Genomic DNA, 21,674 nt, shown 5'->3' with positions numbered 1-21,674 from the left:
GCGATGCCACTCTTATTCGGTACGCTCCAGGTAGCGCCGGGCGAGGACTCTCAGTCGATCACGGTTGAAGCTCGGATCGTGGCCGGCATGCACTACTGACACCGGCAGGTCAAGCAACCGCTTCATGGTATGCCGGTACTGCTCAATGTCGGACTCGGGGAAATTGTCTAACAGGGGACCATCGTAGATGGCGTCCCCGGAGAACAGTACGCCTGAGTGGGCGTTCCAGAGGCCGATACTGCCCGGTGAATGGCCGGGCAGGTGAAGGACCTCAAAGGTCTCGTCTCCGAGGTCCACGATCTCACCGGCGGACAGCGTATCGGTGAGTTCACAGGCCGGGATACGAAATTTCAGTGGCTCGAAGTCGGCCTGGGGCAGGGCGTCAATCATTGATTCTGGCACTTCGTAGCCCGCCGCCTCGATATCGGCCTTCATCCCGTCGGGCCAGTGGTGGCTGCACAGCACCGGAAAGTCCTCCGGTTCGCGGAGTGAGGACTGCTCCAGCGGATGGGCCCGACGATCACTGAACTCCCCGATCGCCCCGACGTGATCCAAGTGGCTGTGGGTGGCAATGGCGGTCACCGGTTTGTCCAACTGATCGGCGATGATCGGCAGCAGCGGGCGGATTCCCATCCCGCCGTCAATGAGGAGGTGCCGGTGGCGGCCCCGCACCAGCCAGATATTGCATTGCAGTACTCGGGCGACATGGGGCTCCCAGAGTCGGTGAATACGATCGTCTATGCGCTCGCGCCCAAACCAGGTGTCGGCGATGGGCAGGCTCATGATGACCAGCTCTCGGTCAGGGCCTGGACGGACGCGTGGGCGCCGAAGATGCCTCCCTCGTTGTCCATCATCGCCAGCGCGGCGTCATGCAGAGCCTGGTCGCCAGCGCCACAGCCGTCCTCCAGCACGAGGCAGTCGTAGCCGCGATCGTTCGCTTCACGCAACGTGGAATGCACGCAGACATCGGTTGTGACACCGGTGATCAAAAGGTGCTTTATTCCCTGAGCCCGCAGCATCTGGTCCAGGTCGGTGGCGTGGAAGGCGCCATTGCCCGGTTTGTCGAGCACCGGCTCGCCGGGTTCGGGGGCCAGTTCCTGGATGATGTCGCAGCCCGGTTCGCCGCGCACCAGGAACCGACCGAGGGGACCGGGGCCACCGATGGGGGTGCCCATGGATTCGGCCCGCGCCCGCTTGGTGGGGCTGAGGTCGGTCAGGTCTGGACGATGTGATTCGCGGGTATAGATTACCCGGATACCCCGGGTCCGGGCGGCCTGCAAGACCCGTTGTAATGGCTCTATCGCGGCCCGGGTGCCTTCCAGTGAATTGCCCATCCGGGCGAAGTAACCATCAGGACTGAGAAAGTCGGCCTGCATGTCGATCACCAGCAAGGCGGTGTCGGCCGCGCTCCACTGACCCGCGAGGGGCCAGTGGTAGGGGTGGGACTGAGTCAGAGGTGACCAGCTCATTGCGCGGCTGACTCCATAAACGTTGTGGGGAAGCGAAGTTTGATGTAGCCGGGGTCGCCCAGCACCGTCTCTCCCGGAAACTCCACGCCGATCACTTCTGGGCCGCTGGCGCCCTCACCCAATAGGCCTTTCTCAAAGGCGAACTGGGTCATTGCCTTGAGGCCGTTCGAGAAGTCGTCGCTGCTCACCAGGTCGATGGCCTCTTCGGGGCTGAAAAAGTTGATGGTGGCGATCTGGCTCATAAAGCCGGCCCGATCCGTTTGCACAGCATCCGCCATGTCGGCGATGGCTTTATCGTGGTTGGGATGATCCGGTTCCAGCATGGCGATGACTTCGTACCAGGCGCCAGCCAGTGCCTTGCCCAGCTCCGGGTGTTGCTCCAGTGTTTCGGTGTGAACCAACAGAGCGTCGGTGATTTCATTGGGAATGTCTGAGCTGTCGAACAGCAGGCTGCTGTTGGGCATTTGGTCGAGAATTTCGCTCAACTGCGGTTTCCATGTGACTACAGCCTGACTGTCATCGGTCTGGAAAGCGGCGATGATGTCGGCATCTGAAGTGTTCACCACGGTCAGGTCGCGCTCGCTCATGCCCTGTTCATCCAGGGCTCGGGCCAGCAGGTAGTGTGATCCCGAGTACTCCACCAGGTTGACCCGGCCGCCTTTGAGGTCGGCGATGGTTTTGTCCTTGCCTTTCATGATCAGTCCGTCGCTGCCATTGGAGGCGTTGAGCAGCACCGCTACGGTGGAGTCGACGCCGCCGGCGGCGGGAATGGTGAGCGCGTCCAGTGTAATGGCAATTACGCCGTCAAACTCGCCCGCAGTGTACTGGTTCTGAGCTTCGATGTAGTCGTTCAGCTGCACCGCTTCAATGTCGATGTCGTAACGCTTGGCCCACTTGTCGAGAATTCCGGTTTCTTCGGCGTAACCCAGAGGCATGCTACCCGCGTAGATGGTCCAGGCGATCCGGAAAGTGTCGTCGTCGGCGAGTGCAGGCTGGGCGCCGGCGAGTAAAGTGGCGGCCAGGCCGAGGGGAATGAGTCGTTGCATGATGATCTCCAGTGAGAATCGGGAAAAGACCCAATTAGTGTGGCCTGCGTAAAGGCTCGGAAAAATGACCGTGTCTGCAGGTTTACCTGACGCCCGCCGCCGGTAAACCCCGCATCTCAACGATGGTGGCCAGGTCCTGACGAAAGGCGGCCACAGCCGGATGAGGCATTTCCTTGCGGCGGGGAATCACCATCTCAATGGTGGAGCGTCTCTGATAGTGGTCGGGTCGGATCGCGACCATCTGCCCATTTTCCAGCCAGCGACGCGCGTAGTGGCTGGGCAGGAAGCCTACGTGGGTGCCCGCCAGAATCAGCAGCGCAGCCGCCTCAATATTACTGACCCAGGCGGTGATTCGCCCCGGCTCTCCTCCCAGCGGGCGGGTGTCTTGGGCATTGAGAAATTGCCGGGCCACCTTGGCGCAGGCGCTAAGAGTGTCCTTTACCTCTTCCAGGGACTCGGCCTCCGCAAGTGGGTGAAAAGGGGAGCAAACCAGCCAGTCCGTTTCCGCATAAAGGGGTTGATAATCCAACTCTTCCAGATGAGTGGGAAAAATACCGATACCCACATCGGCCCTGTGATCCAGCAGTGCCTGTTCAATCTGGGCCGGACTGAACACATCGACATGCAGGTGCACCTGGTTGTCCGAGCGCCCACCGTAACGGGCCAGCAACTCCTTGAGCGGGCAGTTGGGGTCGGTGATCAGATTGTCGATCATCGCCAGATGAACATGCCCAGAAAGTTGTCCTCTCAGACGGTCCGCGCGTTCCTCGAATCGTCGCAATGCTTGGTTCAAGGCAAGCGTTTCGCGATAGACGCGTTCCCCATGGGGCGTAAGGGAAAAGCCACTGCGGCCGCGCTCGCACAGGCGCAGCTTCAGTCGCTCTTCCAACTGGCGTAGCTGCCGACTGATGGTGGAAGCGTCCCGGTTGAGTAGGGTCTGGGCGCTCGCGATACCACGGCTTTCCACTACCGCGACAAAAACATCCAGCAGCCGTAAGTCAATATCGGTCAGGTGCATAAGTGATACCGCCTAAGAGCAAGTCGATTGACACAGTCTTCAACGGTCTCACGCCGTCTGAACCATTTACCGCTGCAAGGCTTGTACCTACAGGGAGTCCTTGTGAGTCCAGGGGCTGACGCTGCAAACTGCTCAATCTTGGTGCAGTCCATGGAGTTGCACGGGCAGCTGCTCCATTTCGGTGCCCACGATAATATTCTTTCGCGTCAGCTAGCGGTTGCCATGAACCTGGGACTACACTTTATAGAAGGGACTCGCGCGGTTGGGAGTGGCTGGCATGGGAATTGCCCATCGGAATAGTGTAGATGGGCTTTTGCGGTGCGGTGGCCGAGTGGTTTCAGCGGCGAAAGAAGTCCTGCAAGAGACACAAGAGACAACCCCGATTCACCGGTGAGGGGATGCACGATGCAGGCCCTCCCGATTGACAGGACAACAGCGAATGGCCAAAAACTTGTATATGCTGCCCGAGGGCTTACCGGAGCCTCAGGACGATGGCGCCTGCGATCATCTGCAGGGCATGGCAGTTCCCAGTCTGGCGCTCCCGAGCACCGGGAAGGAAACGGTAGACCTCAGTGCAATCAGCGGCACCGCCGTGGTGTTCTTTTACCCCATGACCGGCAAGCCGGAACAGCCACCCATGAGAGGTTGGAACAAAATTCCCGGGGCACGAGGGTGCACCACCCAGTGTTGCGCGTTCCGGGATCGGTATCCGGAGTTCCAACAAATGGGGGTGGAAGTGTACGGGGTGAGCGCCCAGCCCCTCGAGGATCAGCGCGAAACCGTCGCGCGCTTGCGCCTGCCGTACCCCCTGCTCAATGACAGCGAGCTCAAGCTTGCTCAGGCACTGGAGCTCCCCACCTTCGATTACGATCAGTCCCGTTACATCAAACGGTTGACGCTTTTGATCGAGGGGGGCGTGATCCGGCAGGTGTACTACCCGGTGTTTCCGCCCCACCTCAATCCCACGGATATTCTCACTAAGCTCAGGCGTTGAGACGCAGGCCGATATCCAGGTTGGCCGCCAGGCAGGGCCAGCGACGCAGCTCCTCGGACCAACCCCGGTCCCGGTGCTGCGCAATATAGGCGTTGAAGTTATCGCCCTCGAACGGGTACTCGTTGAGCAGTAGTTCGGCGGAGAAGAGTACCGCCTGATCCAGCTCGTTGGCGAAAGGTTCCCCGATCAGTTCATGAGCAATGACGTTGGCGCGGGTGGTATCCATGGGCGCCAGTGGAATGCCGCAATAGCCGATGAAACGGTCGTTGACCTCTTCAAGCAGGCGATGGGCCAAGTAGGCTTCGTCCAGCAATGCCACCAGATGACTGCGGCCTCTGACCAGATCCGGGGGGGACAGAAAATAATCGCAGGCGATATTGAGCAGTGGCGCCACCCGATCATTGACCCCCGCCTCCCGAGTGAGGGCATCAATGGCCCCGATAAACGCGGGCACATGCTCCACGTAGCGCACCACGAAATCATGAAGTGCGGCCTCGGCCTGAAGGGGTGGTAACTGAATCGCCACGTGCAATCGATCCGCCCGACGTTGAATGATCCGGCTCAGTTGCCCTGTCTCCAGGTCCTGTTGTTTCGCGGCCTGAATCAGGGCGCGAATGTCGTCGAGTGGTCGCAGACACATGACCTTGGCATGAACCTCCCGGCCCGTGATGGTAAATGCTCGATGAGTGTGGCGGTGGCGGTATGCACCGCGGTCGGCGTCCAGCCAGGGTCAGTCGGGTGTCGACTCGGCCGGTAATGCGTCGGCGGGGGATACCCGCAGAGCGAACAGTCGCACGGCGTGTGCTCACCCTTAAACTTAATTCAAAACCCGGTAAATACAAGGCGGTTTTAAGAGTGATTGCTTATAACCGTTGGCGAAAAACGTATGGAACGTTACTTGGGTCAGGCCGGTAGCAGCCAGCGACGGCGACGATTCAGGTAGTAATACACCGCACCCAGGGAAATCCCCCGGGCGCCGTTAAAGGCCAGAAACGCCAGCCAGAGGCCGTGATTGCCCAGTGGCTGCAGCCACCACCATAGCGGCAGAAACACCAGCAGCGCCGACCCGACGACGGAGTACTGCATGATAGCGGTCCGGCCGCTGCCCAGGTAAACCCCGTCCAACTGATAACCCCAGACGCCCACCAGAGGAACCAGGCAAATCCAGAGGTAGTGCGCCCGGACCTGTTCGAGGACCGGCTCCAGACTGGTGAACAACCCGGGCCACCAGGGCGCGCCGGCGATAAAAACCAGACTGATCAGCGCCGCGCAGGCCAGGGCCCAGAGGGTAGTCAGCCGCACCGTCTGGCGCAGAGCGTCAGCCTGACGGGCGCCCACCGCTCGACCCGCCAGCGCCTCGGCGGCGTGAGCGAAGCCGTCCAGTGCGTAGGAGGTGCAGCAGAACCGCATTGGCCGCCAGTATCTGGTCGCCCAGTCGGGCCCCCTGGGCGGCAAAAAAGGCAAAGACCAACAGCAGACACAAGGTGCGGACAAACAGGTGGCGATTGACCTGCAGCAGTGCCCGGTAGGCGTTCCACTGGCGCAGATGGAGCCGATCAAGCTGTCCGGGAAGCCGAATCAGGTGGTGCCTGAGCAGGCCCAGACCGACCAACAGCCCACCATACTCGGCCAGCACACTGGCCCAGGCGGCACCGTCGCTCTTCATCCCCAGCCCCAGAATCAACAGGGCGTCGAGCAGGATATTGAGCAGGTTGGTGGTCAGCAGAATCATCAGCGGGCGTCGGGTATCCTGACGGCCAATAAACCAGCCGATCAGGGCGAAGTTCATCAGGCTGGCCGGGGCGCCCCACAGGCGGATCTCGCCGTAACTCTGGGCCAGCGCGGCCACCTCCGGGCTGGCTCCCATCCAGCCCAGCGCCGTGGGGATCAGCCAGGGGCCGAGGGCGATGATCAGCAGTGCCAGGCCCAGGGCGAGTATCAGACTCTGGGCGAGCACCAGGCGGATGGCGTCATGGTCTTCCGCGCCGGTCGCCCGAGCGGCCACGCTGGTGGTGCCCATGCGCAGAAATCCGAAGGACCAGAACAAGAGTGTCAGAACGCTCGCCCCCAGGCTCACGGCACCGAGATAAACCGGGCTGCCCAGGTGGCCGAGAATGGCGGTATCCACGGCGCCGAGCAATGGAATGGACAGGTTGCTCAGCATCATCGGCCAAGCGAGTTGCCAGATCTGTCGGTGGTTGGGGCGGGTATCGGTCATGGCGGCAGTATCAACTTGGAGGTACCCGTTAAGGCCCGGGCGGAGCGGGAGTGTAACGCCTGTCTACGCAACAATAAATAAACGCTAAGGGTATAAAAGCATTGACTTTTTTTTGTCGCTATGGCCTCCTTGTTGTCGGTGGTTGCGACAATTAGCCGCAGTGCACTGGCCGTACCCCGCCACGCGAACCCGTTGGTTATTCAGCCGACATTGACTCTTACCCCTGATTGCCGATGAATGACGGCAAGTGAGGGAGTGTCGTATCGTGTGTCGGTTGATCCCGGGCCGNGGGGCGACGCGTCGCAACGGTGGGGCATTGAAAGAGCCCCGGTAGTTTCACAATAAACATAAGCTAGCTACACGGAGAATTTGGGCGATGTTTAAACGAGCGCATAGGCGGTCTGCCTGGCTGCTTGCCCCTGCCGTGCTGATGACCAGTTATCAGACCCTGGCAGACGAGGTTGAGCGTTGGAAGTTTAATATGACCGAGGGGGTAACGCCGGTCAGTCGCGAGATCCAGGGTCTCCATATGGAGATGTTCTGGTGGTGCGTGGCGATTGGTGTAGTGGTCTTCGGGATCATGTTCTACAGCATGATCATGCACCGCAAATCCCGCAACGTAAAACCGGCCAACTTTCACGAACACGTCGGCCTGGAGATTCTCTGGACGGCCATTCCGCTGGTGATTCTGGTCATCATGGCCATTCCTGCCACCAGTAGTCTGATCAAACTTTACGATTCCACAGAAGCGGAAGTCGATGTCCTGATCACCGGCTATCAGTGGCGCTGGAAGTATGANTACGTCGAAGACGATGTCAGCTTTTTCAGTAACCTGAGCACCCCGCGGGACGAAATCGACGGCTTTGCCCCTAAAAACCCCAACTATCTGCTCGAAGTGGATGAGCCTCTGGTGTTGCCTGTGGGTCAGAAAGTCCGCTTCCTGATTACCGCCTCGGACGTGATTCACGCCTGGTGGGTGCCGGATCTCGGAGTGAAGAAAGACGCTATTCCCGGCTTCATCAATGAATCCTGGGCGCTGATTGAAGAGCCCGGTATCTACCGCGGTCAGTGCGCNGAATTGTGCGGCAAGGACCACGGCTTTATGCCGATTGTGGTCGAGGCGCTGCCGGAAGAAGAGTACAACCAGTGGCTCGCGGACAAGAAGGCCGAGGCCGAAGAGCTGGCCAAACTGACCGAGCAGACCTTCAGCTTTGATGANCTNTANGNNCGNGGTGANGANGTNTANGGNCGCTGGTGTGCCGCCTGTCACCAGGCCGACGGCTCGGGTGTNCCCGGGANTCTTCCCNNCNCTNNANGAGNGATAGNNTGGCGGTNGGNNCNATNGANGATCATATCGATGTGATCGTCAANGGNGTGTCCGGNTACCGCGATGCAGGCGTTCGGNGAACAGCTCAGCGAAGTGGACATCGCCGCGGTGGTGACCTACGAGCGCAACGCCTGGGGCAACAACATGGGCGACGAAGCCCAGCCCATTGATATCTATAACCATAAACAGGGCAACTAGGAGGTATCGCAATGGCTCACGGCCCCGCAAAAGGTATTACTCGCTGGTTGTANACCACCAACCACAAAGACATTGGTGCAATGTACCTGTGGTTCAGCTTTNCCATGTTCTTCCTGGGNGGCCTGTTCGCCCTGGTGATTCGTGCCGAGCTGTTCCAGCCCGGTCTGCAGATTGTCGAACCCAACTTCTTTAACCAGATGACCACCATGCACGGCCTNGTGATGGTCTTTGGTGCGGTCATGCCGGCCTTTGTCGGCCTGGCCAACTGGTTGATNCCGGTCATGATCGGNGCNCCCGATATGGCGCTGCCGCGGATGAACAANTGGAGTTTCTGGATTNTGCCGTTCGCGTTTCTGATGTTGGTGTCCACNCTGTTTATGNAGGGCGGTGCCCCCAACTTCGGCTGGACCTTNTACGCGCCGCTGTCCACCACCTACGCGCCGCCGTCGGTGACCTTCTTCATNTTTGCCNTCCACATNATGGGTGCCAGTTCCATCATGGGGGCGATCAACATCATNGCNACCATCATGAANATGCGCGCCCCCGGCATGACCATGATGAAGATGCCGCTGTTTGTCTGGACCTGGCTGATCACCGCCTTCCTGCTGATTGCGGTCATGCCNGTANTGGCNGGNGTGGTNACCATGATGCTGATGGACATNCANTTCGGCACCAGCTTCTTCAACGCCGCCGGTGGCGGTGANCCGGTACTGTTCCAGCANGTGTTCTGGTTCTTCGGNCACCCCGAGGTGTACATCATGATTCTGCCGGCGTTCGGCATTATCAGNGCGANCATCCCCACCTTCGCGCGCAANCCGTTGTTCGGNTACTCCTCCATGGTGTACGCCACCGCNTCGATCGCCTTCCTGAGCTTCATCGTNTGGGCGCACCACATGTTTACCGTGGGNATNCCNATCNCCGGTGAGCTGTTCTTCATGTACGCCACCATGCTGATNGCCGTNCCNACCGGGGTGAAGGTATTCAACTGGGTGGCCACCATGTTCCGCGGTGCCATGACNTTTGAAACNCCGATGCTNTTNGCGGTGGCCTTNGTNATNCTGTTTACCATNGGCGGCTTNTCNGGCCTGATGCTGGCCATNGCCCCGGCGGATTTCCAGTANCACGANACCTACTTNGTGGTNGCGCACTTCCANTANGTNNTGGTGCCCGGNGCNATNTTCTCGATCACCGCNGGCGTNTACTANTGGCTGCCCAAATGGTGTGGCCGGATGTACAACGAAACCATGGGNAAGACCCACTTCTGGCTGGCGTTTATCGGCCTGAACCTGACNTTCTTCCCCATGCANTTCTCCGGNCTGGCGGGTATGCCNCGGCGGATTCCGGATTACCACATGATGTTTGCNGACTGGAACATGATCTCCTCCGTGGGCGCCTTCCTGTTCGGNGCNGCACAGGTNNTGTTCCTGTACATCGTGGTATCCACCATNNTNCGNGGCAAGCCGGCNACCGCCAAAGTGTGGGATAACCCGGAAGGTCTGGAGTGGACGCTGCCNTCACCGGCGCCGTACCACACCTTCAGCACGCCGCCGGAAATCAAGTAAACGGCATCATNAAGGGGGCATGGTATGAAATGGCTTTTCCCCAATAANCCGANCGCCGCACTCAGCGCNAAGCTGGGTGTGACGGTGGTGGGCATGTTCGTCTTTGCCATCTGGATCATGCCNCCCCTGTACGATGCNTTCTGTGAAGTAACGGGCCTGAATGGNAAAACCGGTGGTCGCTANGAGGCGACCGANTCCGGNATNGATACCAGCCGGACCATCAAGGTCCAGTTTGTGTCCACCAACAATGAAGGTATGCCCTGGGAGTTCAAGCCNGCGGTGCGCACGGTGACGGTTCACCCCGGTGAGCAGAAGCNGATCGACTATCTGGCNCGNAANCCGACCGACAAGNCCATGGTCGGTCAGGCGATTCCCAGCCTGGTGCCCTTCAANGCGACCAATTATTTCCACAAGACCGAGTGCTTCTGCTTCGAGCAGCAGCCCTTGGAGGCAGGNGCGTCGGCNGAGCTGCCGATGTTTTTTATTGTCGACCGGGACATCCCGAAGCACATCAACACCATCACCCTGTCCTANACCTTGTTTGATGTCACGGACCGGTTTNGTGATGACCACAATGACTTGGCTAGTTTGAAACAATAAAAACGAGCGCGGAGTAATCGATATGGCGACAAGNGAAGGAACTTATTACGTACCGGAACAGAGCCGGNTGCCCATCTGGGCCAGCTTTGNTCTGTTTNTNACGGTNTTNGGTGCCGCNNACTGGATGAACGGCAATGCNNNNGGCCCCTANNTGTTNNTGGCGGGNGGNCTGGTNTTNGCNNTTGTGNTGTGGAACTGGTTCGGTTCGGTGATCAATGAAAATATGGCCGGGCTGAACAGTGCCCAACTCAAGCGCTCCTATGTGTGGGGNATGNGTTGGTTCATTTTCAGNGANGTGATGTTCTTTGCCGCGTTCTTNGGGGCGCTNTTCTATGTGCGNAACCTGGCGCTGCCCTGGNTNAGCGGTGAAGGCANTAANGCNGCNACCAACGAGTTTCTCTGGAATGGCTTCGAAGCCGCCTGGCCGCTGATGACCACACCGGATATGGCGGTGAANGGCGATGCGGCNTCNNTGCGCGGNCCCGAGCAGAACATGAGCTTTTCCGAGGCCGGTTCACTCTGGACNTGGCTGCCGTTCTGGAACACCGTNCTGCTGTTGACCTCAAGTGTGACGGTACACTTCGCGCANAGCGCCATCAAAAACAATGCCCGCAAAGCNTTCAACTGGTGGCTNGGCGGCACCATCGTGNTGGCGATCGCNTTCCTGATTCTGCAGGTTGAAGAATACGTTCACGCCTACACCGCCATGGGGNTGACACTGGATTCCGGCATTTACGGCACCACCTTCTTCATGCTCACCGGCTTNCACGGCATGCACGTNTTCCTGGGNACCTTCATGNTGGCGGTCATGTGGNTCCGCTCGGTGCTTAAAGGTCATTTCAAACCGGATGATAANTTCGGNTTTGAGGCNGCCAGTTGGTACTGGCACTTTGTCGANGTGGTCTGGGTCGGTCNGTTCTTCGCGGTCTATATCTTCGGTTGATGNCACNCCCCGGCTCGCGTCTTANAGACGCGAGTCCCAGGGNGCNGAGCTGGTCAGAATGCCGCTGTAGAAACCGTAGAAAACACACAGCATCATCACNCTGGCCAGCACNATACGAATGCCCAGGGCGTAAAGCGTCCGTTTGGATTCCGGGACCCCGGCGTCCTTGAGCAGAAAGCGCAGGCCGCTGGTGAGGCTGNCCAGAACGCCGACAAACAGCACCAGGATAATGATTTTAAGCCACATAAAAATGCCTGTTGTTAAGCGNGTTGAGTGGTAAATTGTATTAGAACGGCAGCTCCCTCCACTGAGCGTCGGTGAGAGCTCCCCGAGGTATCCAGTGTGAACTCCCAGCCAACGTCCGCCGCGTCACAGTGTAGCACTGCCTTCCACTGGAAAGTCACNCTGCTGTGCCTGCTGACCTTNCCCGTNCTGATGGCGCTNGGCTTCTGGCAACTGGANCGCGCCGANCAGAAGCGGGCCCGGGAAGCCGCNCTGGATGCGGTGCGCACNCAGCCGCCGGCGANCCTGCCCGGCACCGACCTGGCCGNNATNGAAGANCAGCGCCGGTTGTTGCTGCAGGGACACTACCTGACCGGGCNCAACTGGCTACTGGACAATCGCCAGCGCGACGGNCAAGTGGGCTACGAAGTCATTACGCCCTTTGAGTTGAGTGACGGGCGGATCCTGTTGNTCAATCGGGGTTGGGTCGCNGCNGGCGAGCGCCGAGCCGANCGCCCCGACCCNCNNGCGCCGGAAGGGGAGCACACCCTGTTCGCCCGCTGGCAGGCGNCCAGTGACCATCCNCTGCTCGANGGTCGCACAGCGGATGCCGGCTGGCCCAANGTNATTGTCGCNATCGANCCNGAGGNCATGGCCGNGGCGTTTGANTCGCCGGTGNTGGACCATTACGCCAGNCTGGATGACGGCAGCCCGGGTGCCCTGATNACCGGGTGGCAGGANCTGGAAGTGAGCGCNGCCAAACACCTCGGTTATGCGGTGCAGTGGTTTGCCATGGCGGCCGCCGTGGTAATCTGGTTGNTTGTGACCCTCATGGGCCTGCGCAAACGCAGGCGTACAACAACAGCGAACTCCGCAGAATGCGGTAGCGGGAGTAGCCCTAATGACTGATCAAGATCCGAACGAACGCCAGCGCCNATTCAAGCGTCGGGGCCAGATCACCGCCATTGGTTTGATNACGGTGGTGGCGCTNCCCATGCTGATTGCCTACGTGCTGTTCCAGACCGGTGTCGGNATCCCGGACGGGCAGGTCAATCAGGGCGAGTTGCTGGACCCACCCCAGCGGTTTACNCAGTGGCAGCCAGAGACNCTGGCGGGCGAAGCCTGGACGCTGGACCCGGANCAGAAACGNTGGCGCTACGTGATCCCGGTGGACGCGGAGTGCGGTGAGCGCTGCCANGCCAATCTGTACCTGACCCGTCAGGTNCACGTTCGTCTGGCGGATAAAGCCTATCGGGTCAAACGCATCATTCTGCCGGTCGGCGGNGANCCTTCGGACGCACTGNTGGAGCAGTGGCGGGANGANCATCCGGGCACCGAGGTGCTGCGCCCNGAGNAAGCCNCNATGATGGCNTCNNTGGCGGACACCAACCTGCCGGGTAACCCGGTGAGCGAAGGCCGGTATTTTCTGATGGATCAGGAAGGCTTTGTGATGATGGCCTATGGCCCCGATCACACCGGTAACCAATTACTGAAAGACATCAAGCGCTTGCTGCGCTACTCCTACGAAGATTGATGGTCCGAGGAGACTGAATCGTGGCGCCAATAAAAAATCAACAAAAACACGGCTATCGCTGGGCCCTNTTTGCCGCCGCTCTCTGCGCNGTGGTGGTGGTNCTGGGGGCATTNACCCGGCTGGTGGATGCCGGCCTGGGCTGCCCGGACTGGCCNGGGTGTTATGGTCATCTGACCTGGCCGAGCTCGGACGAGCANGTNGCCAGGGCCGANGCNCTGTTCCCNGAAGCGCCGGTCGAGCACGATAAAACCTGGCCGGAAATGGTGCACCGGTATTTTGCCGGTACCCTCGGGTTGGTGATTCTGGGGATCACCCTGGCCACCTGGCGCTTCGCCGCCCGGGCNCCGGCCATGAACTATCCGCGTTGGCACGCTACNGGTCTGCTGGCNCTGGTGGTTGTGCAGGCCGCNTTCGGCATGTGGACNGTTACCCTNAAGCTCTGGCCGCAGGTNGTGACCGCTCACCTGCTCGGCGGCTTTGCCACCTTCAGTCTGCTCTGGNTNCTGGCGCTGCGCCTGCAGAACCGCCCCTGGAGCCTGTCCAGCAACAGNTATCGNCGNNTGGTNGGGNTGCGCCCGCTGATCTGGCTGGCGCTGATGGTTGTGGTNATGCAGATTGCCCTGGGGGGCTGGACCAGNTCCAATTATGCNGCCCTGGCCTGNACCGANTTNCCCACCTGCCACGGCGAGTGGTGGCCCGANACCGANTTNGTGCGGGGCTTCAATTTCGCCCAGAGTGTCGGCCCCAACTACTTGGGCGGTCTGCTCGAAGGTGATGCCCGCACCGCGATTCATTTGACCCACCGCATCGGCGCCCTGGTGGTGACCCTGGTGCTGCTGGTGCTGTTGTATCGCCTGTGGCAGGTGCCACTGAGTCGCGCGCGGCGTTTGGCCGGTGTGATCGGCCTGCTGCTGGTGGTGCAAGTCACGCTGGGCATTACTAACGTGCTGGCGTCACTGCCGCTGTCGGTAGCGGTTGCCCACAACGGGGTCGGTGCGTTACTGTTGCTGGGCTTGGTGACTCTGGCTCACCGGAGTTATTCGGCGATACGAATCTAGGGGTATAAAAAGCAGGAATCCCATGGCGAAAATAATTGATAACACGCGCACGTCCGGATCCAGCATGAGCTGGCGAGATTATTACGAGCTGTGCAAGCCCAATGTGGTGTTGCTGATGATCCTGACGTCGGTCATCGGCATGCTGTTGGCCGTGCCCGGTATGGTGCCGTTGGATGTGCTGCTGATCGGCAANCTGGGNATNGCGCTGTGCGCCGGTTCNGCCGCCGCCGTGAACCANNTGGTGGATCGCCATGTGGACCAGAAAATGGCCCGCACNTTNAACCGCCCCGTGGCCAANGGCCGGGTCGAGCCCCTGCAGGCGGCGATGTTCGCCCTNGTNATTGGNAGCCTGGGTCTGGCGCTGCTGGTNGTNTTCATCAACACCCTGACNGCCGTGCTCACNCTGGTGTCGCTGTTGGGCTACGCCGTGGTCTACACCCTGTTTCTNAAGCGCGCNACCCCCCAGAANATNGTCATCGGTGGTATCGCCGGTGCCGCNCCCCCNCTGCTGGGNTGGACGGCGGTGACCGGTGAAATTCACGGNCANGCGCTGCTGCTGGTNCTGATCATTTTTGCCTGGACGCCNCCGCATTTCTGGGCCCTGGCGGTNCACCGCAAAGACGAGTACGCCAAGGCGGACATTCCCATGCTCCCGGTGACCCACGGCGAGCAGTACACCAAACTGCACATCCTGCTGTACACCGTGATCCTGGTGCTGGTGACCATGCTGCCCTATATCACCGGNATGCTGAACTGGCTGTACNTGCTCGGNGCNCTGGTGCTCGGNGCGGGTTTCCTCTACTGGTCCCTGGCATTGATGTTCAGNAAAAAGCCCTCGGTGGGGATGGATACCTTCAAGTACTCCATCGTCTACCTGATGGCGCTGTTTGTGGTGATGTTGCTGGACCACTACCTGTTGCCCGTGCCGACCGACTATCTGCGCCTCTGACCAACCCCTGATGTACCGGAGTCAAGCCTGTGAGTGACACTGCCCCCAACCCCGACAATCGCCGCGCTCGACAGCAGCGCGGTATCCGCCGCACCGTGGCTATTCTGGTTGCCGTCGTGGCGGTGGTCGTGGGCTTGCAGGTGTACAAGGTCACCCGCGAGCCGGCCCTGGACCGGGAGGCACTGCGGGAGCAGGGCACCCTGGTGTTCGAGCAGCCCCGTCGGGTCAGTGACTTTGAGCTGGTGGACCATCGGGGCGAAACGTTCACTCCGGAGCAGCTCAAGGGCCAGTGGACCCTGGCCTTCTTCGGCTTCACCCAGTGCCCGGATATCTGCCCCATGGCGATGGCGGAATTGGCCCGGACCATGGAAGCGCTCCCGCCGGAGTTGGCCGAGCGCACTCAGGTGCTGCTGGTCACCCTGGACCCGGCGCGGGACACCCCCGAGGTGCTGGCGGAATACGTGCCCTATTTTCACGAAGACTTCGTCGGTGTCACCGGCGAATTTCTGACCCTCAAGCGACTGGCCAACGAGGTCAATGTCGCCTTTGCCAAGGTCACTCAGAGCGACGACGATTACACGGTCGATCACAGCGGCAATATCGTCCTGTTCAACCCCATGGGCGATTACCACGGTTTCTTCAAACCGCCGTTTGATCCCACCCGGCTGGCTGAACACTACGGGTCCATCGTCGCGGCATTCCCGCACTAGCCGATGCGTTGACGACACGGCATCGAGCGGTGCCAAGTCGGTGACCCTGTTGGAGAGACGGCCCCATGTCGCTATCGTCCCACACGACCCATCAGGCCCGAACGTCGTCCGGCGTCAGCCTGTGGCTGCCCCTGGTGCTGATCGTCAGCCTGTTTTTCATGTGGGGCGTGGCGAACAACCTCAATGACATCCTGATCACCCAGTTCAAGAAGGCCTTTGTCCTGAGTGACTTCGCGTCGGGCTGGGTCCAGTCCGCGTTCTATTTCGGTTATTTTGCGCTCGCGATACCGGCTGCGGTGGCGATGAAACGCTTTGGTTATAAAGTGGCAGTGATCATTGGGCTGCTGCTGTATGGCCTGGGCGCGAGCCTGTTCTATCCGGCGGCGCTGGCGCACGAATACAGCTATTTTCTGCTGGCGCTGTTTGTCATTGCCAGCGGCCTGGCCTTTCTGGAGACCTCGGCCAATCCGATGATCGTCGCGATGGGCGATCCGGAAACCGCCGAGCGACGCCTGAATTTTGCCCAGTCGTTCAACTCCCTGGGAACCATTTCCGGAGTGCTGATCGGCCGCGAGTTTATTCTCTCCGGGGTGGAGCACAGCCCCGATGCGCTGGCGCGGATGAGTGAGGTAGAGCGCACGGCCTTCTATACCAGCGAGGTTCAGGCGGTCGCCGGCCCCTATCTGGCGATCGCCGCCGTGGTTTTTTTCTGGGCTCTGGCGGTCGCCTGCGTGCGCTTTCCCCCTTTGGGTAGCGGGTGTGAGCAGGACAAGCGGGAGTTCCGGTTGGCGGATTTTCGGGCCCTGCTGAAAGAGCGCTATTACCTGTTTGGCGTGGTGGCGCAGTTTTTTTATGTCGGTGCACAGGTGTGTATCTGGAGCTACATGATCCGCTACGGTCAGAGCGCTTTGCCCGGTGTGGGTGAAAAGGCCCTGGCCGATTATCTGGCGGCGTCTCTGGTGGCGTTTATGGTCGGCCGCTTTGTGGCCACCGGGCTGATGGGACGGATTGCGCCGGCCCGTCTGATGTTTGCTTACGCCCTGATCAGTGTCGGTCTCTGTGCGGTGGCCATATTGTGGCCCACACACCTGGGGCTACTGGCGCTGGTGTCCACCAGCTTTTTCATGTCTCTGATGTTTCCCACCATTTTTGCGTTGAGTCTCAAAGGGCTGGGCCCCCTGGCCAAGGCGGGATCGTCACTGTTGATCATGGCGATCATTGGTGGGGCGATCATTACCGCCCTGATGGGTCTGGTTTCGGATCTCACGCGTATTAACATNTCGGTCGTGGTCCCGCTGGGGTGTTTTCTGGTGGTGGCGGCCTTCGCCNGGCGNTCGGTGCGGGGTGCTGGATGACCGGTCTGGGGATCATCGACGCTCACCAGCACTGCTGGCAGTTGACGCGGCCCGAGTGTTCCTGGCCCACGCCGGACCTGCGGGCCATTTATCGCGATTTCGGTCCGCAGGACTTCTGGCGGGANGCCGCCCCCCGGGGTGTNGTGGGCTCGGTTCTGGTGCAGTCCCAGCCGAACGAGGCCGATACCGATTATCTGCTGACGCTGGCCGAGCGCTGGCCCTCCATCCTCGGCGTGGTGGGCTGGACGGACCTGACCCGGGAGGCGGCCCCGGGGAGAATCCGGNCGCTGGCGCAGAATCCGTGGCTGAAGGGGTTACGGCCCATGCTCCAGGCGCTGCCAGAGGNCGACTGGATTCTGCATCGGGCCAACCCGGACGCGCTGTCCGCCATGGCGGTGCAGGGGTTGGTGTTCGATGCCTTGGTGTGTCCGAGGCACTTGCCGGTTCTGCTGGAGCTGGCCCGCCGGCACCCGGATCTGACCATCGTGATTGATCACGGNGCCAAGCCGGATATCGCCCGGGGCGGGCTCGGTGGCTGGCAGCAGGGGCTCAAGGCGCTGGCGAGCTGTCCCCNGGNGTATTGCAAGCTCTCGGGGTTGGCCACCGAGCTGGCGCCGGGTCAGCCCTGGGAGGAGTTGCTTCCCTACCTGGATTCGGGACTGGAGATCTTCGGCCCCGAGCGGGTGCTCTGGGGCAGTGACTGGCCGGTGCTGAACCTGGCCGGAGACTACAGCCGCTGGTTGACCCTGGCGTGGCACCGGGTCAATGCCGTTACTCCGGGGCAGGAGGCGGCGGTGTTCAGGGGCAACGCCCGAGCGGTATACGGCCTGGCGATTTGAGTCTGGCTTTCCAAAAAAATGGCGCGTCGCAGGGCGTTGCCGTGAACGATCGGCCTTGGGATATTCCAGAATGAACGACGACAAAAACCGCAATAAAACCGCAAACGGCGAGGCGGACGCCGAGCGCAAATACAAGGCGCCCGCACTGGAGAAAGGTCTGGATGTGCTGGAGCTGTTGGCGAGCCGTCGTGAGCCCATGACCACCTCCCAGATAGCCGCCCATCTGGGGCGTTCGGTGAGCGAGCTGTTTCGCATGGTGTTGGCACTGGAGTACCGGGGTTATATCGTGCCCGCCGAGGGGCGCGATGGTTACACCCTCAGCAACAANCTGTTTNCCCTGGGCATTGCCCGGGCACCCACCAAAACCCTGATTGAGCTGGCGCTGCCGGTCATGTCCGCGCTCGCCCGGCAGATCGGCCAATCCTGTCATATCGCCACGGCCTCCGGCGATCAGATTGTGGTGATCGGTCGCATCGAAAACCCGGGAGATCTGGGGTTTTCGGTGCGGGTCGGCTACCGGCGGCCCATGATTCAGGCGGCGTCCGGGTTGGCCCTCTACGGCTTTCAGAGCGGCGACACTCAGGCGGTGATGCGTGAACAACTGGCGGCGGCGGGCGAGGAAGCCCTGGCGGAGTTTATGGCCCGGGCCGAGGCGGCCCGGGAGCAGGGGTATGTGCGCACGCCCAGTGACTTCATCGACGGGGTGACCGACCTGTCGGCGCCGCTGATGGGGGCGCGGGGCGCTGTCGCGGCCCTCACCGTNCCGTTCGTGCGCTACCAACCGGAGCGTTGCACAGTGGACGAGGCGCTCAGCAAACTCCGTGCGGCGGCCACCGAGCTGTCCACCTTGCTCAGGCAGCACAGCCTGTAGCCATTGCCCGGACCGTCCCGCCGCGAAAAACCGGTTGACAGAGTACCGATTTTTACTTTTACTTGTGATCTGGTTTTTAATTATAAAAACTTTTCGCAACGCTTCGGGCGATTTAAAAAGGGCTATTGTGACGCACTCCCGTTCTCTGCAACGCCGTACGCTGGGCCGCACGGCAATGACTCTGCCAACACTGGGATTCGGTGCGGCACCCATCGGCAACCTCTACCGCCCCCTCCCGGAGGAGCAGGCGCAGGCTGCGGTGGCGCAGGCGCTGGCGGAGGGTATCGACTACTTTGATACCGCCCCCCATTACGGTTTTGGCCTGAGCGANCAGCGCCTGGGCCCGGCGCTGGCGGGGCGGCCGGTAACNCTGTCGAGCAAAGTGGGGCGAACCCTCCAGCCCGTTGATCCCGNAGCACGCNACGAGGTCCGCTTCGGCTTTGCCGGGGCGGCGGATTTTACCCCTGTCTTTGATTACGGTTATGACGCCGTGCAGCGTCAACTGGCGGCTAGCGCCGAGCGCCTCGGGCGGCTTCCCGATATTGTCTANGCCCACGACCTGGGCCCGGTGACCCATGGCGAGCAGGATAGGTGGTTCTGGCGGCAGTTTCGCACCGGCGGTTACCGGGCGCTGCAGGAGCGCAAGGCAGCCGGAGAAATCCAGGCGATTGGGTTGGGCGTCAATGAGGTTGCCGTGTGCGAGCGGGCGCTGGGGGAATTGGAACTGGACGTCCTGCTGCTCGCCGGTCGCTACACCCTGCTCGAGCAGGGCGCACTGGTGCGCCTGCTGCCCGAGTGCCAAGCCCGGGGGGTGTCGGTGGTCGTCGGCGGCGCCTTCAACTCCGGCGTGCTCGCCACCGGGGTGCACACCGCCGGCCCCCACTACTACAACTATGCCCCGGCGCCGGCCTGGGTGATCGATCGGGTCGCCGCGCTCGAGGCGGTCTGCGCCGAGTTTGCGGTGCCATTGCCCGCCGCCGCGCTGCAATTTCCCGCCGCCCATCCGGCGGTGGCATCGGTGATTGCCGGCTGTGCCAGCGCTGCGGAAGTGAGTCGCGCGCGCCTCTGGATGGATCAGCCGATTCCGACAGGGTTCTGGAGCGCACTGAAATCCCGGGGCCTGCTCCCGGAGACGGCGCCCTGTCCGGTGGAGGCGTCTTGAGCCATGTCCGAGACCACACCCGTTTCGACCGATGCCCTGATATTGCTGCACCCGGACGACAACGTACTGGTGACCACCCGAAGCCTGCCCGAGGGCACCGAGATTACCCTGGATGGCCAGGCGCTGGTGTTGAACGGCGCACTGCCGGTGGGCCACAAGCTGGCCCGTCACGCGCTGGCCGCCGGCGACAGGGTTCTCAAATACGGGGTGCCGATCGGCTCCCTGTTGGCCCCGGTGGCCCGGGGCGACTGGGTGCATATGCACAACCTGAGCAGCGATTACCTGGCCAGCCATACCCGTGCGTCCGGCGGCCAGGTCAGCCCACCGTCACAGGAGCCGCCTAATGACTGACTCCATAGCTCCGCTTCGGGGTTTTGTCCGCGCCGATGGCCGCAAGGGTATTCGCAATGTGGTGCTGGTCGCCTATCTGGTGGAGTGTGCGCATCATGTCAGCCGCCGGATCGTCCAGCACTTCGACGACCTGGATGTACACCTGATCGGCTTCCCGGGCTGTTTTCCCAATCAATACGCCGGCAGGATGATGCGCTCGTTGACCACCCACCCGAACGTGGGCGCGGTCCTGCTGGTCTCTCTGGGGTGCGAGAGCATGGACCGGGACGGCCTGCGGGAGCACATCGCCGCGTCCGGCCGACCCGTGGAGTTGCTGGTGATACAGGAGGCCGGTGGCACCGCCGCCACCATCGCGGCGGGGATCGAGAAGGTCGAGGCCATGGGTGTCGAGTTGGCCGGTCAGACACCAGTTCCCATGGCCCTGAACGAGCTGGTGGTGGGCACCATCTGCGGGGGCAGCGACGGCACCAGTGGCATCACCGCCAACCCGGCCGTGGGGCGCTGCTTTGATCATCTGGTGGCGGAAGACGCCGCATGCGTCTTTGAGGAGACCGGCGAGCTGATCGGCTGCGAAAACATCATGGCGCAGCGGGCTCTGACTCCGGAACTGGGGGAGCTGATTCAGGCCTGTGTGGCCAAGGCGGAGCGCTACTATCGGACCATGGGATTCGGGAGCTTTGCGCCGGGCAATGCGGATGGCGGACTCACCACCCTGGAAGAAAAATCCATGGGAGCCTATTCCAAATCCGGCGCCTCGCCCATCAGCGGTCTGATCAAACCCGGCGATATTCCGCCCGCGGGCGGGCTCTATCTGCTCGATGTGGTGCCCGATGGCGAGCCCCGGTTCGGTTTCCCGAATATTGCCGACAACGCCGAGATTGTGGAAATGATTGCCAGTGGTTGCCACCTCACGCTGTTCACCACCGGCCGCGGCTCGGTGGTGGGGTCGGCCATCTCGCCGGTCATCAAAGTGTGCGCCAACCCCGAAACCTACCGCCGCCTGAGCGGGGACATGGACGTGAACGCCGGGCGGATTCTCACCGGCGAGGCCAGCCTGGATGAGGTGGGAGAGGAGATCTATCAGCGCGTCAGAGCGGTTGCCGCCGGCGAGCGCTCTGTGTCCGAAGCCCTCGGGCACCAGGAATTCATCCTGACCTATAAATCGTTTGAGCCCATTGGGCCCGGCTGCTTGCCGGTGCGCCAGGGCTGAGGCATTCATCAGGCCCGAACCGGGTGCTATGATCGCAC

At 61.3% G+C, this 21,674-nt stretch carries 22 protein-coding genes and 2 pseudogenes; 16 read left to right on the top strand and 8 right to left on the bottom strand.

Annotated elements, in window-relative coordinates:
* Nucleotides 1-12: 12 nt before the first annotated feature.
* The 4 genes from CMG77_RS05965 to CMG77_RS05950 form a co-directional block, all read right to left on the bottom strand.
* A complete protein-coding gene (locus tag CMG77_RS05965) occupies nucleotides 13-783 on the bottom strand; it encodes an MBL fold metallo-hydrolase (protein WP_286804169.1) in 771 nt (256 codons plus the stop codon).
* On the bottom strand, nucleotides 780-1,469 hold the full coding sequence (locus tag CMG77_RS05960) for a cysteine hydrolase family protein (protein WP_286804170.1): 690 nt from the start codon (nucleotides 1,467-1,469) through the stop codon (nucleotides 780-782). The genes CMG77_RS05965 and CMG77_RS05960 overlap by 4 nt, the downstream gene beginning before the upstream one ends.
* Complete coding sequence (locus CMG77_RS05955) at nucleotides 1,466-2,515, bottom strand: putative urea ABC transporter substrate-binding protein (RefSeq protein ID WP_286804171.1); 1,050 nt, start codon at nucleotides 2,513-2,515, stop codon at nucleotides 1,466-1,468. Before CMG77_RS05955 ends, CMG77_RS05960 begins: the two co-directional genes overlap by 4 nt.
* A gap of 82 nt (nucleotides 2,516-2,597) precedes the next feature.
* Entirely contained in the window at nucleotides 2,598-3,533 is a 936-nt protein-coding gene (locus tag CMG77_RS05950) for a LysR family transcriptional regulator (protein WP_286804172.1), read from the bottom strand.
* 439 nt (nucleotides 3,534-3,972) lie between these two features.
* On the opposite strand from CMG77_RS05950, the gene CMG77_RS05945 reads away from it, so the two are divergent.
* Nucleotides 3,973-4,527, top strand: a complete 555-nt coding sequence (locus tag CMG77_RS05945; RefSeq protein ID WP_123639449.1) for a peroxiredoxin — start codon at nucleotides 3,973-3,975, stop codon at nucleotides 4,525-4,527.
* Here the strand turns inward: CMG77_RS05945 and CMG77_RS05940 are convergent.
* The 3 genes from CMG77_RS05940 to CMG77_RS05930 all read right to left on the bottom strand — a co-directional run bounded on the left by CMG77_RS05940 (nucleotide 4,517) and on the right by CMG77_RS05930 (nucleotide 6,745).
* Nucleotides 4,517-5,167, bottom strand: a complete 651-nt coding sequence (locus CMG77_RS05940) for a hypothetical protein (protein ID WP_123639448.1) — start codon at nucleotides 5,165-5,167, stop codon at nucleotides 4,517-4,519. The two genes, CMG77_RS05945 and CMG77_RS05940, sit on opposite strands and share 11 nt — an antisense overlap.
* A gap of 263 nt (nucleotides 5,168-5,430) precedes the next feature.
* Nucleotides 5,431-5,865 carry an MATE family efflux transporter gene (locus CMG77_RS05935; protein WP_286804173.1) on the bottom strand — a complete coding sequence of 145 codons (435 nt, stop codon included), beginning with the start codon at nucleotides 5,863-5,865 and terminating at the stop codon, nucleotides 5,431-5,433.
* A complete protein-coding gene (locus tag CMG77_RS05930; RefSeq protein WP_286804174.1) occupies nucleotides 5,846-6,745 on the bottom strand; it encodes an MATE family efflux transporter in 900 nt (299 codons plus the stop codon). The genes CMG77_RS05935 and CMG77_RS05930 overlap by 20 nt, the downstream gene beginning before the upstream one ends.
* Before the next feature lie 376 nt (nucleotides 6,746-7,121).
* Between CMG77_RS05930 and coxB the strand changes: the two are divergent.
* The 4 genes and pseudogenes from coxB (at nucleotide 7,122) to CMG77_RS05910 (ending at nucleotide 11,375) form a co-directional block, all read left to right on the top strand.
* Nucleotides 7,122-8,108, top strand: a pseudogene (gene coxB / locus CMG77_RS05925) (cytochrome c oxidase subunit II).
* Nucleotides 8,109-8,281: 173 nt separating this feature from the next.
* Nucleotides 8,282-9,832, top strand: a complete 1,551-nt coding sequence (locus CMG77_RS05920; RefSeq protein WP_286903762.1) for a cytochrome c oxidase subunit I — start codon at nucleotides 8,282-8,284, stop codon at nucleotides 9,830-9,832.
* Between the two features lie 24 nt (nucleotides 9,833-9,856).
* Nucleotides 9,857-10,432 (top strand): cytochrome c oxidase assembly protein, encoded by a 576-nt coding sequence (locus tag CMG77_RS05915; RefSeq protein WP_286903761.1) that lies wholly within the window; start codon nucleotides 9,857-9,859, stop codon nucleotides 10,430-10,432.
* 22 nt (nucleotides 10,433-10,454) lie between these two features.
* Nucleotides 10,455-11,375 (top strand): annotated as a pseudogene (locus CMG77_RS05910) (cytochrome c oxidase subunit 3).
* Nucleotides 11,376-11,396: 21 nt separating this feature from the next.
* Here the strand turns inward: CMG77_RS05910 and CMG77_RS05905 are convergent.
* Nucleotides 11,397-11,621 (bottom strand): DUF2909 domain-containing protein, encoded by a 225-nt coding sequence (locus tag CMG77_RS05905; protein WP_286903760.1) that lies wholly within the window; start codon nucleotides 11,619-11,621, stop codon nucleotides 11,397-11,399.
* Between the two features lie 96 nt (nucleotides 11,622-11,717).
* Here CMG77_RS05905 and CMG77_RS15810 point away from each other — a divergent pair, with 96 nt between their 5' ends.
* From CMG77_RS15810 to CMG77_RS05860, 11 genes are all read left to right on the top strand, one after another.
* Nucleotides 11,718-12,506 carry an SURF1 family protein gene (locus tag CMG77_RS15810; protein ID WP_353743459.1) on the top strand — a complete coding sequence of 263 codons (789 nt, stop codon included), beginning with the start codon at nucleotides 11,718-11,720 and terminating at the stop codon, nucleotides 12,504-12,506.
* The gene (locus tag CMG77_RS16125) at nucleotides 12,499-13,131 is read left to right on the top strand and encodes a redox-active disulfide-containing membrane protein (RefSeq protein WP_502691762.1); all 633 of its coding nucleotides are present in this window, start codon (nucleotides 12,499-12,501) and stop codon (nucleotides 13,129-13,131) included. Before CMG77_RS15810 ends, CMG77_RS16125 begins: the two co-directional genes overlap by 8 nt.
* A 20-nt stretch (nucleotides 13,132-13,151) precedes the next feature.
* Complete coding sequence (locus CMG77_RS05900; protein WP_286903759.1) at nucleotides 13,152-14,189, top strand: COX15/CtaA family protein; 1,038 nt, start codon at nucleotides 13,152-13,154, stop codon at nucleotides 14,187-14,189.
* Between the two features lie 22 nt (nucleotides 14,190-14,211).
* Nucleotides 14,212-15,138 (top strand): heme o synthase, encoded by a 927-nt coding sequence (gene cyoE / locus CMG77_RS05895; RefSeq protein ID WP_286903758.1) that lies wholly within the window; start codon nucleotides 14,212-14,214, stop codon nucleotides 15,136-15,138.
* 29 nt (nucleotides 15,139-15,167) lie between these two features.
* The gene (locus CMG77_RS05890; protein WP_286903757.1) at nucleotides 15,168-15,848 is read left to right on the top strand and encodes an SCO family protein; all 681 of its coding nucleotides are present in this window, start codon (nucleotides 15,168-15,170) and stop codon (nucleotides 15,846-15,848) included.
* Between the two features lie 65 nt (nucleotides 15,849-15,913).
* Nucleotides 15,914-17,203, top strand: a complete 1,290-nt coding sequence (gene fucP, locus CMG77_RS05885; protein WP_286903756.1) for an L-fucose:H+ symporter permease — start codon at nucleotides 15,914-15,916, stop codon at nucleotides 17,201-17,203.
* Nucleotides 17,200-18,042, top strand: a complete 843-nt coding sequence (locus tag CMG77_RS05880) for an amidohydrolase family protein (RefSeq protein WP_286903755.1) — start codon at nucleotides 17,200-17,202, stop codon at nucleotides 18,040-18,042. Before fucP ends, CMG77_RS05880 begins: the two co-directional genes overlap by 4 nt.
* The gene (locus CMG77_RS05875; protein ID WP_502691761.1) at nucleotides 17,969-18,913 is read left to right on the top strand and encodes an IclR family transcriptional regulator; all 945 of its coding nucleotides are present in this window, start codon (nucleotides 17,969-17,971) and stop codon (nucleotides 18,911-18,913) included. Before CMG77_RS05880 ends, CMG77_RS05875 begins: the two co-directional genes overlap by 74 nt.
* A 175-nt stretch (nucleotides 18,914-19,088) precedes the next feature.
* On the top strand, nucleotides 19,089-20,075 hold the full coding sequence (locus CMG77_RS05870; protein ID WP_286903753.1) for an aldo/keto reductase: 987 nt from the start codon (nucleotides 19,089-19,091) through the stop codon (nucleotides 20,073-20,075).
* Between the two features lie 3 nt (nucleotides 20,076-20,078).
* Nucleotides 20,079-20,426: a UxaA family hydrolase gene (locus CMG77_RS05865; protein WP_286804186.1), complete on the top strand. Its 348-nt coding sequence runs from the start codon at nucleotides 20,079-20,081 to the stop codon at nucleotides 20,424-20,426.
* Complete coding sequence (locus CMG77_RS05860; protein WP_286804187.1) at nucleotides 20,419-21,636, top strand: UxaA family hydrolase; 1,218 nt, start codon at nucleotides 20,419-20,421, stop codon at nucleotides 21,634-21,636. The genes CMG77_RS05865 and CMG77_RS05860 overlap by 8 nt, the downstream gene beginning before the upstream one ends.
* Nucleotides 21,637-21,674 lie beyond the last annotated feature (38 nt).

Origin of the sequence: Marinimicrobium sp., from assembly GCF_002695945.1 — a bacterium.
Lineage (GTDB): Bacteria > Pseudomonadota > Gammaproteobacteria > Pseudomonadales > Cellvibrionaceae > Marinimicrobium > Marinimicrobium koreense.
Note: the sequence above shows the minus strand (reverse complement) of the source record. Positions and strands in the feature narration are given on the sequence as shown.

Coding starts and splice junctions, on each gene's coding strand:
- CMG77_RS05865 (WP_286804186.1), top strand. CDS start 20,079: ATGTCCGAGACCACACCCGTTTCGACCGATGCCCTGATATTGCTGCAC.
- CMG77_RS05950 (WP_286804172.1), bottom strand. CDS start 3,533: ATGCACCTGACCGATATTGACTTACGGCTGCTGGATGTTTTTGTCGCG.
- CMG77_RS05955 (WP_286804171.1), bottom strand. CDS start 2,515: ATGCAACGACTCATTCCCCTCGGCCTGGCCGCCACTTTACTCGCCGGC.
- CMG77_RS05930 (WP_286804174.1), bottom strand. CDS start 6,745: ATGACCGATACCCGCCCCAACCACCGACAGATCTGGCAACTCGCTTGG.
- CMG77_RS05965 (WP_286804169.1), bottom strand. CDS start 783: ATGAGCCTGCCCATCGCCGACACCTGGTTTGGGCGCGAGCGCATAGAC.
- CMG77_RS05960 (WP_286804170.1), bottom strand. CDS start 1,469: ATGAGCTGGTCACCTCTGACTCAGTCCCACCCCTACCACTGGCCCCTC.
- CMG77_RS05945 (WP_123639449.1), top strand. CDS start 3,973: ATGGCCAAAAACTTGTATATGCTGCCCGAGGGCTTACCGGAGCCTCAG.
- CMG77_RS05860 (WP_286804187.1), top strand. CDS start 20,419: ATGACTGACTCCATAGCTCCGCTTCGGGGTTTTGTCCGCGCCGATGGC.
- CMG77_RS05940 (WP_123639448.1), bottom strand. CDS start 5,167: ATGTGTCTGCGACCACTCGACGACATTCGCGCCCTGATTCAGGCCGCG.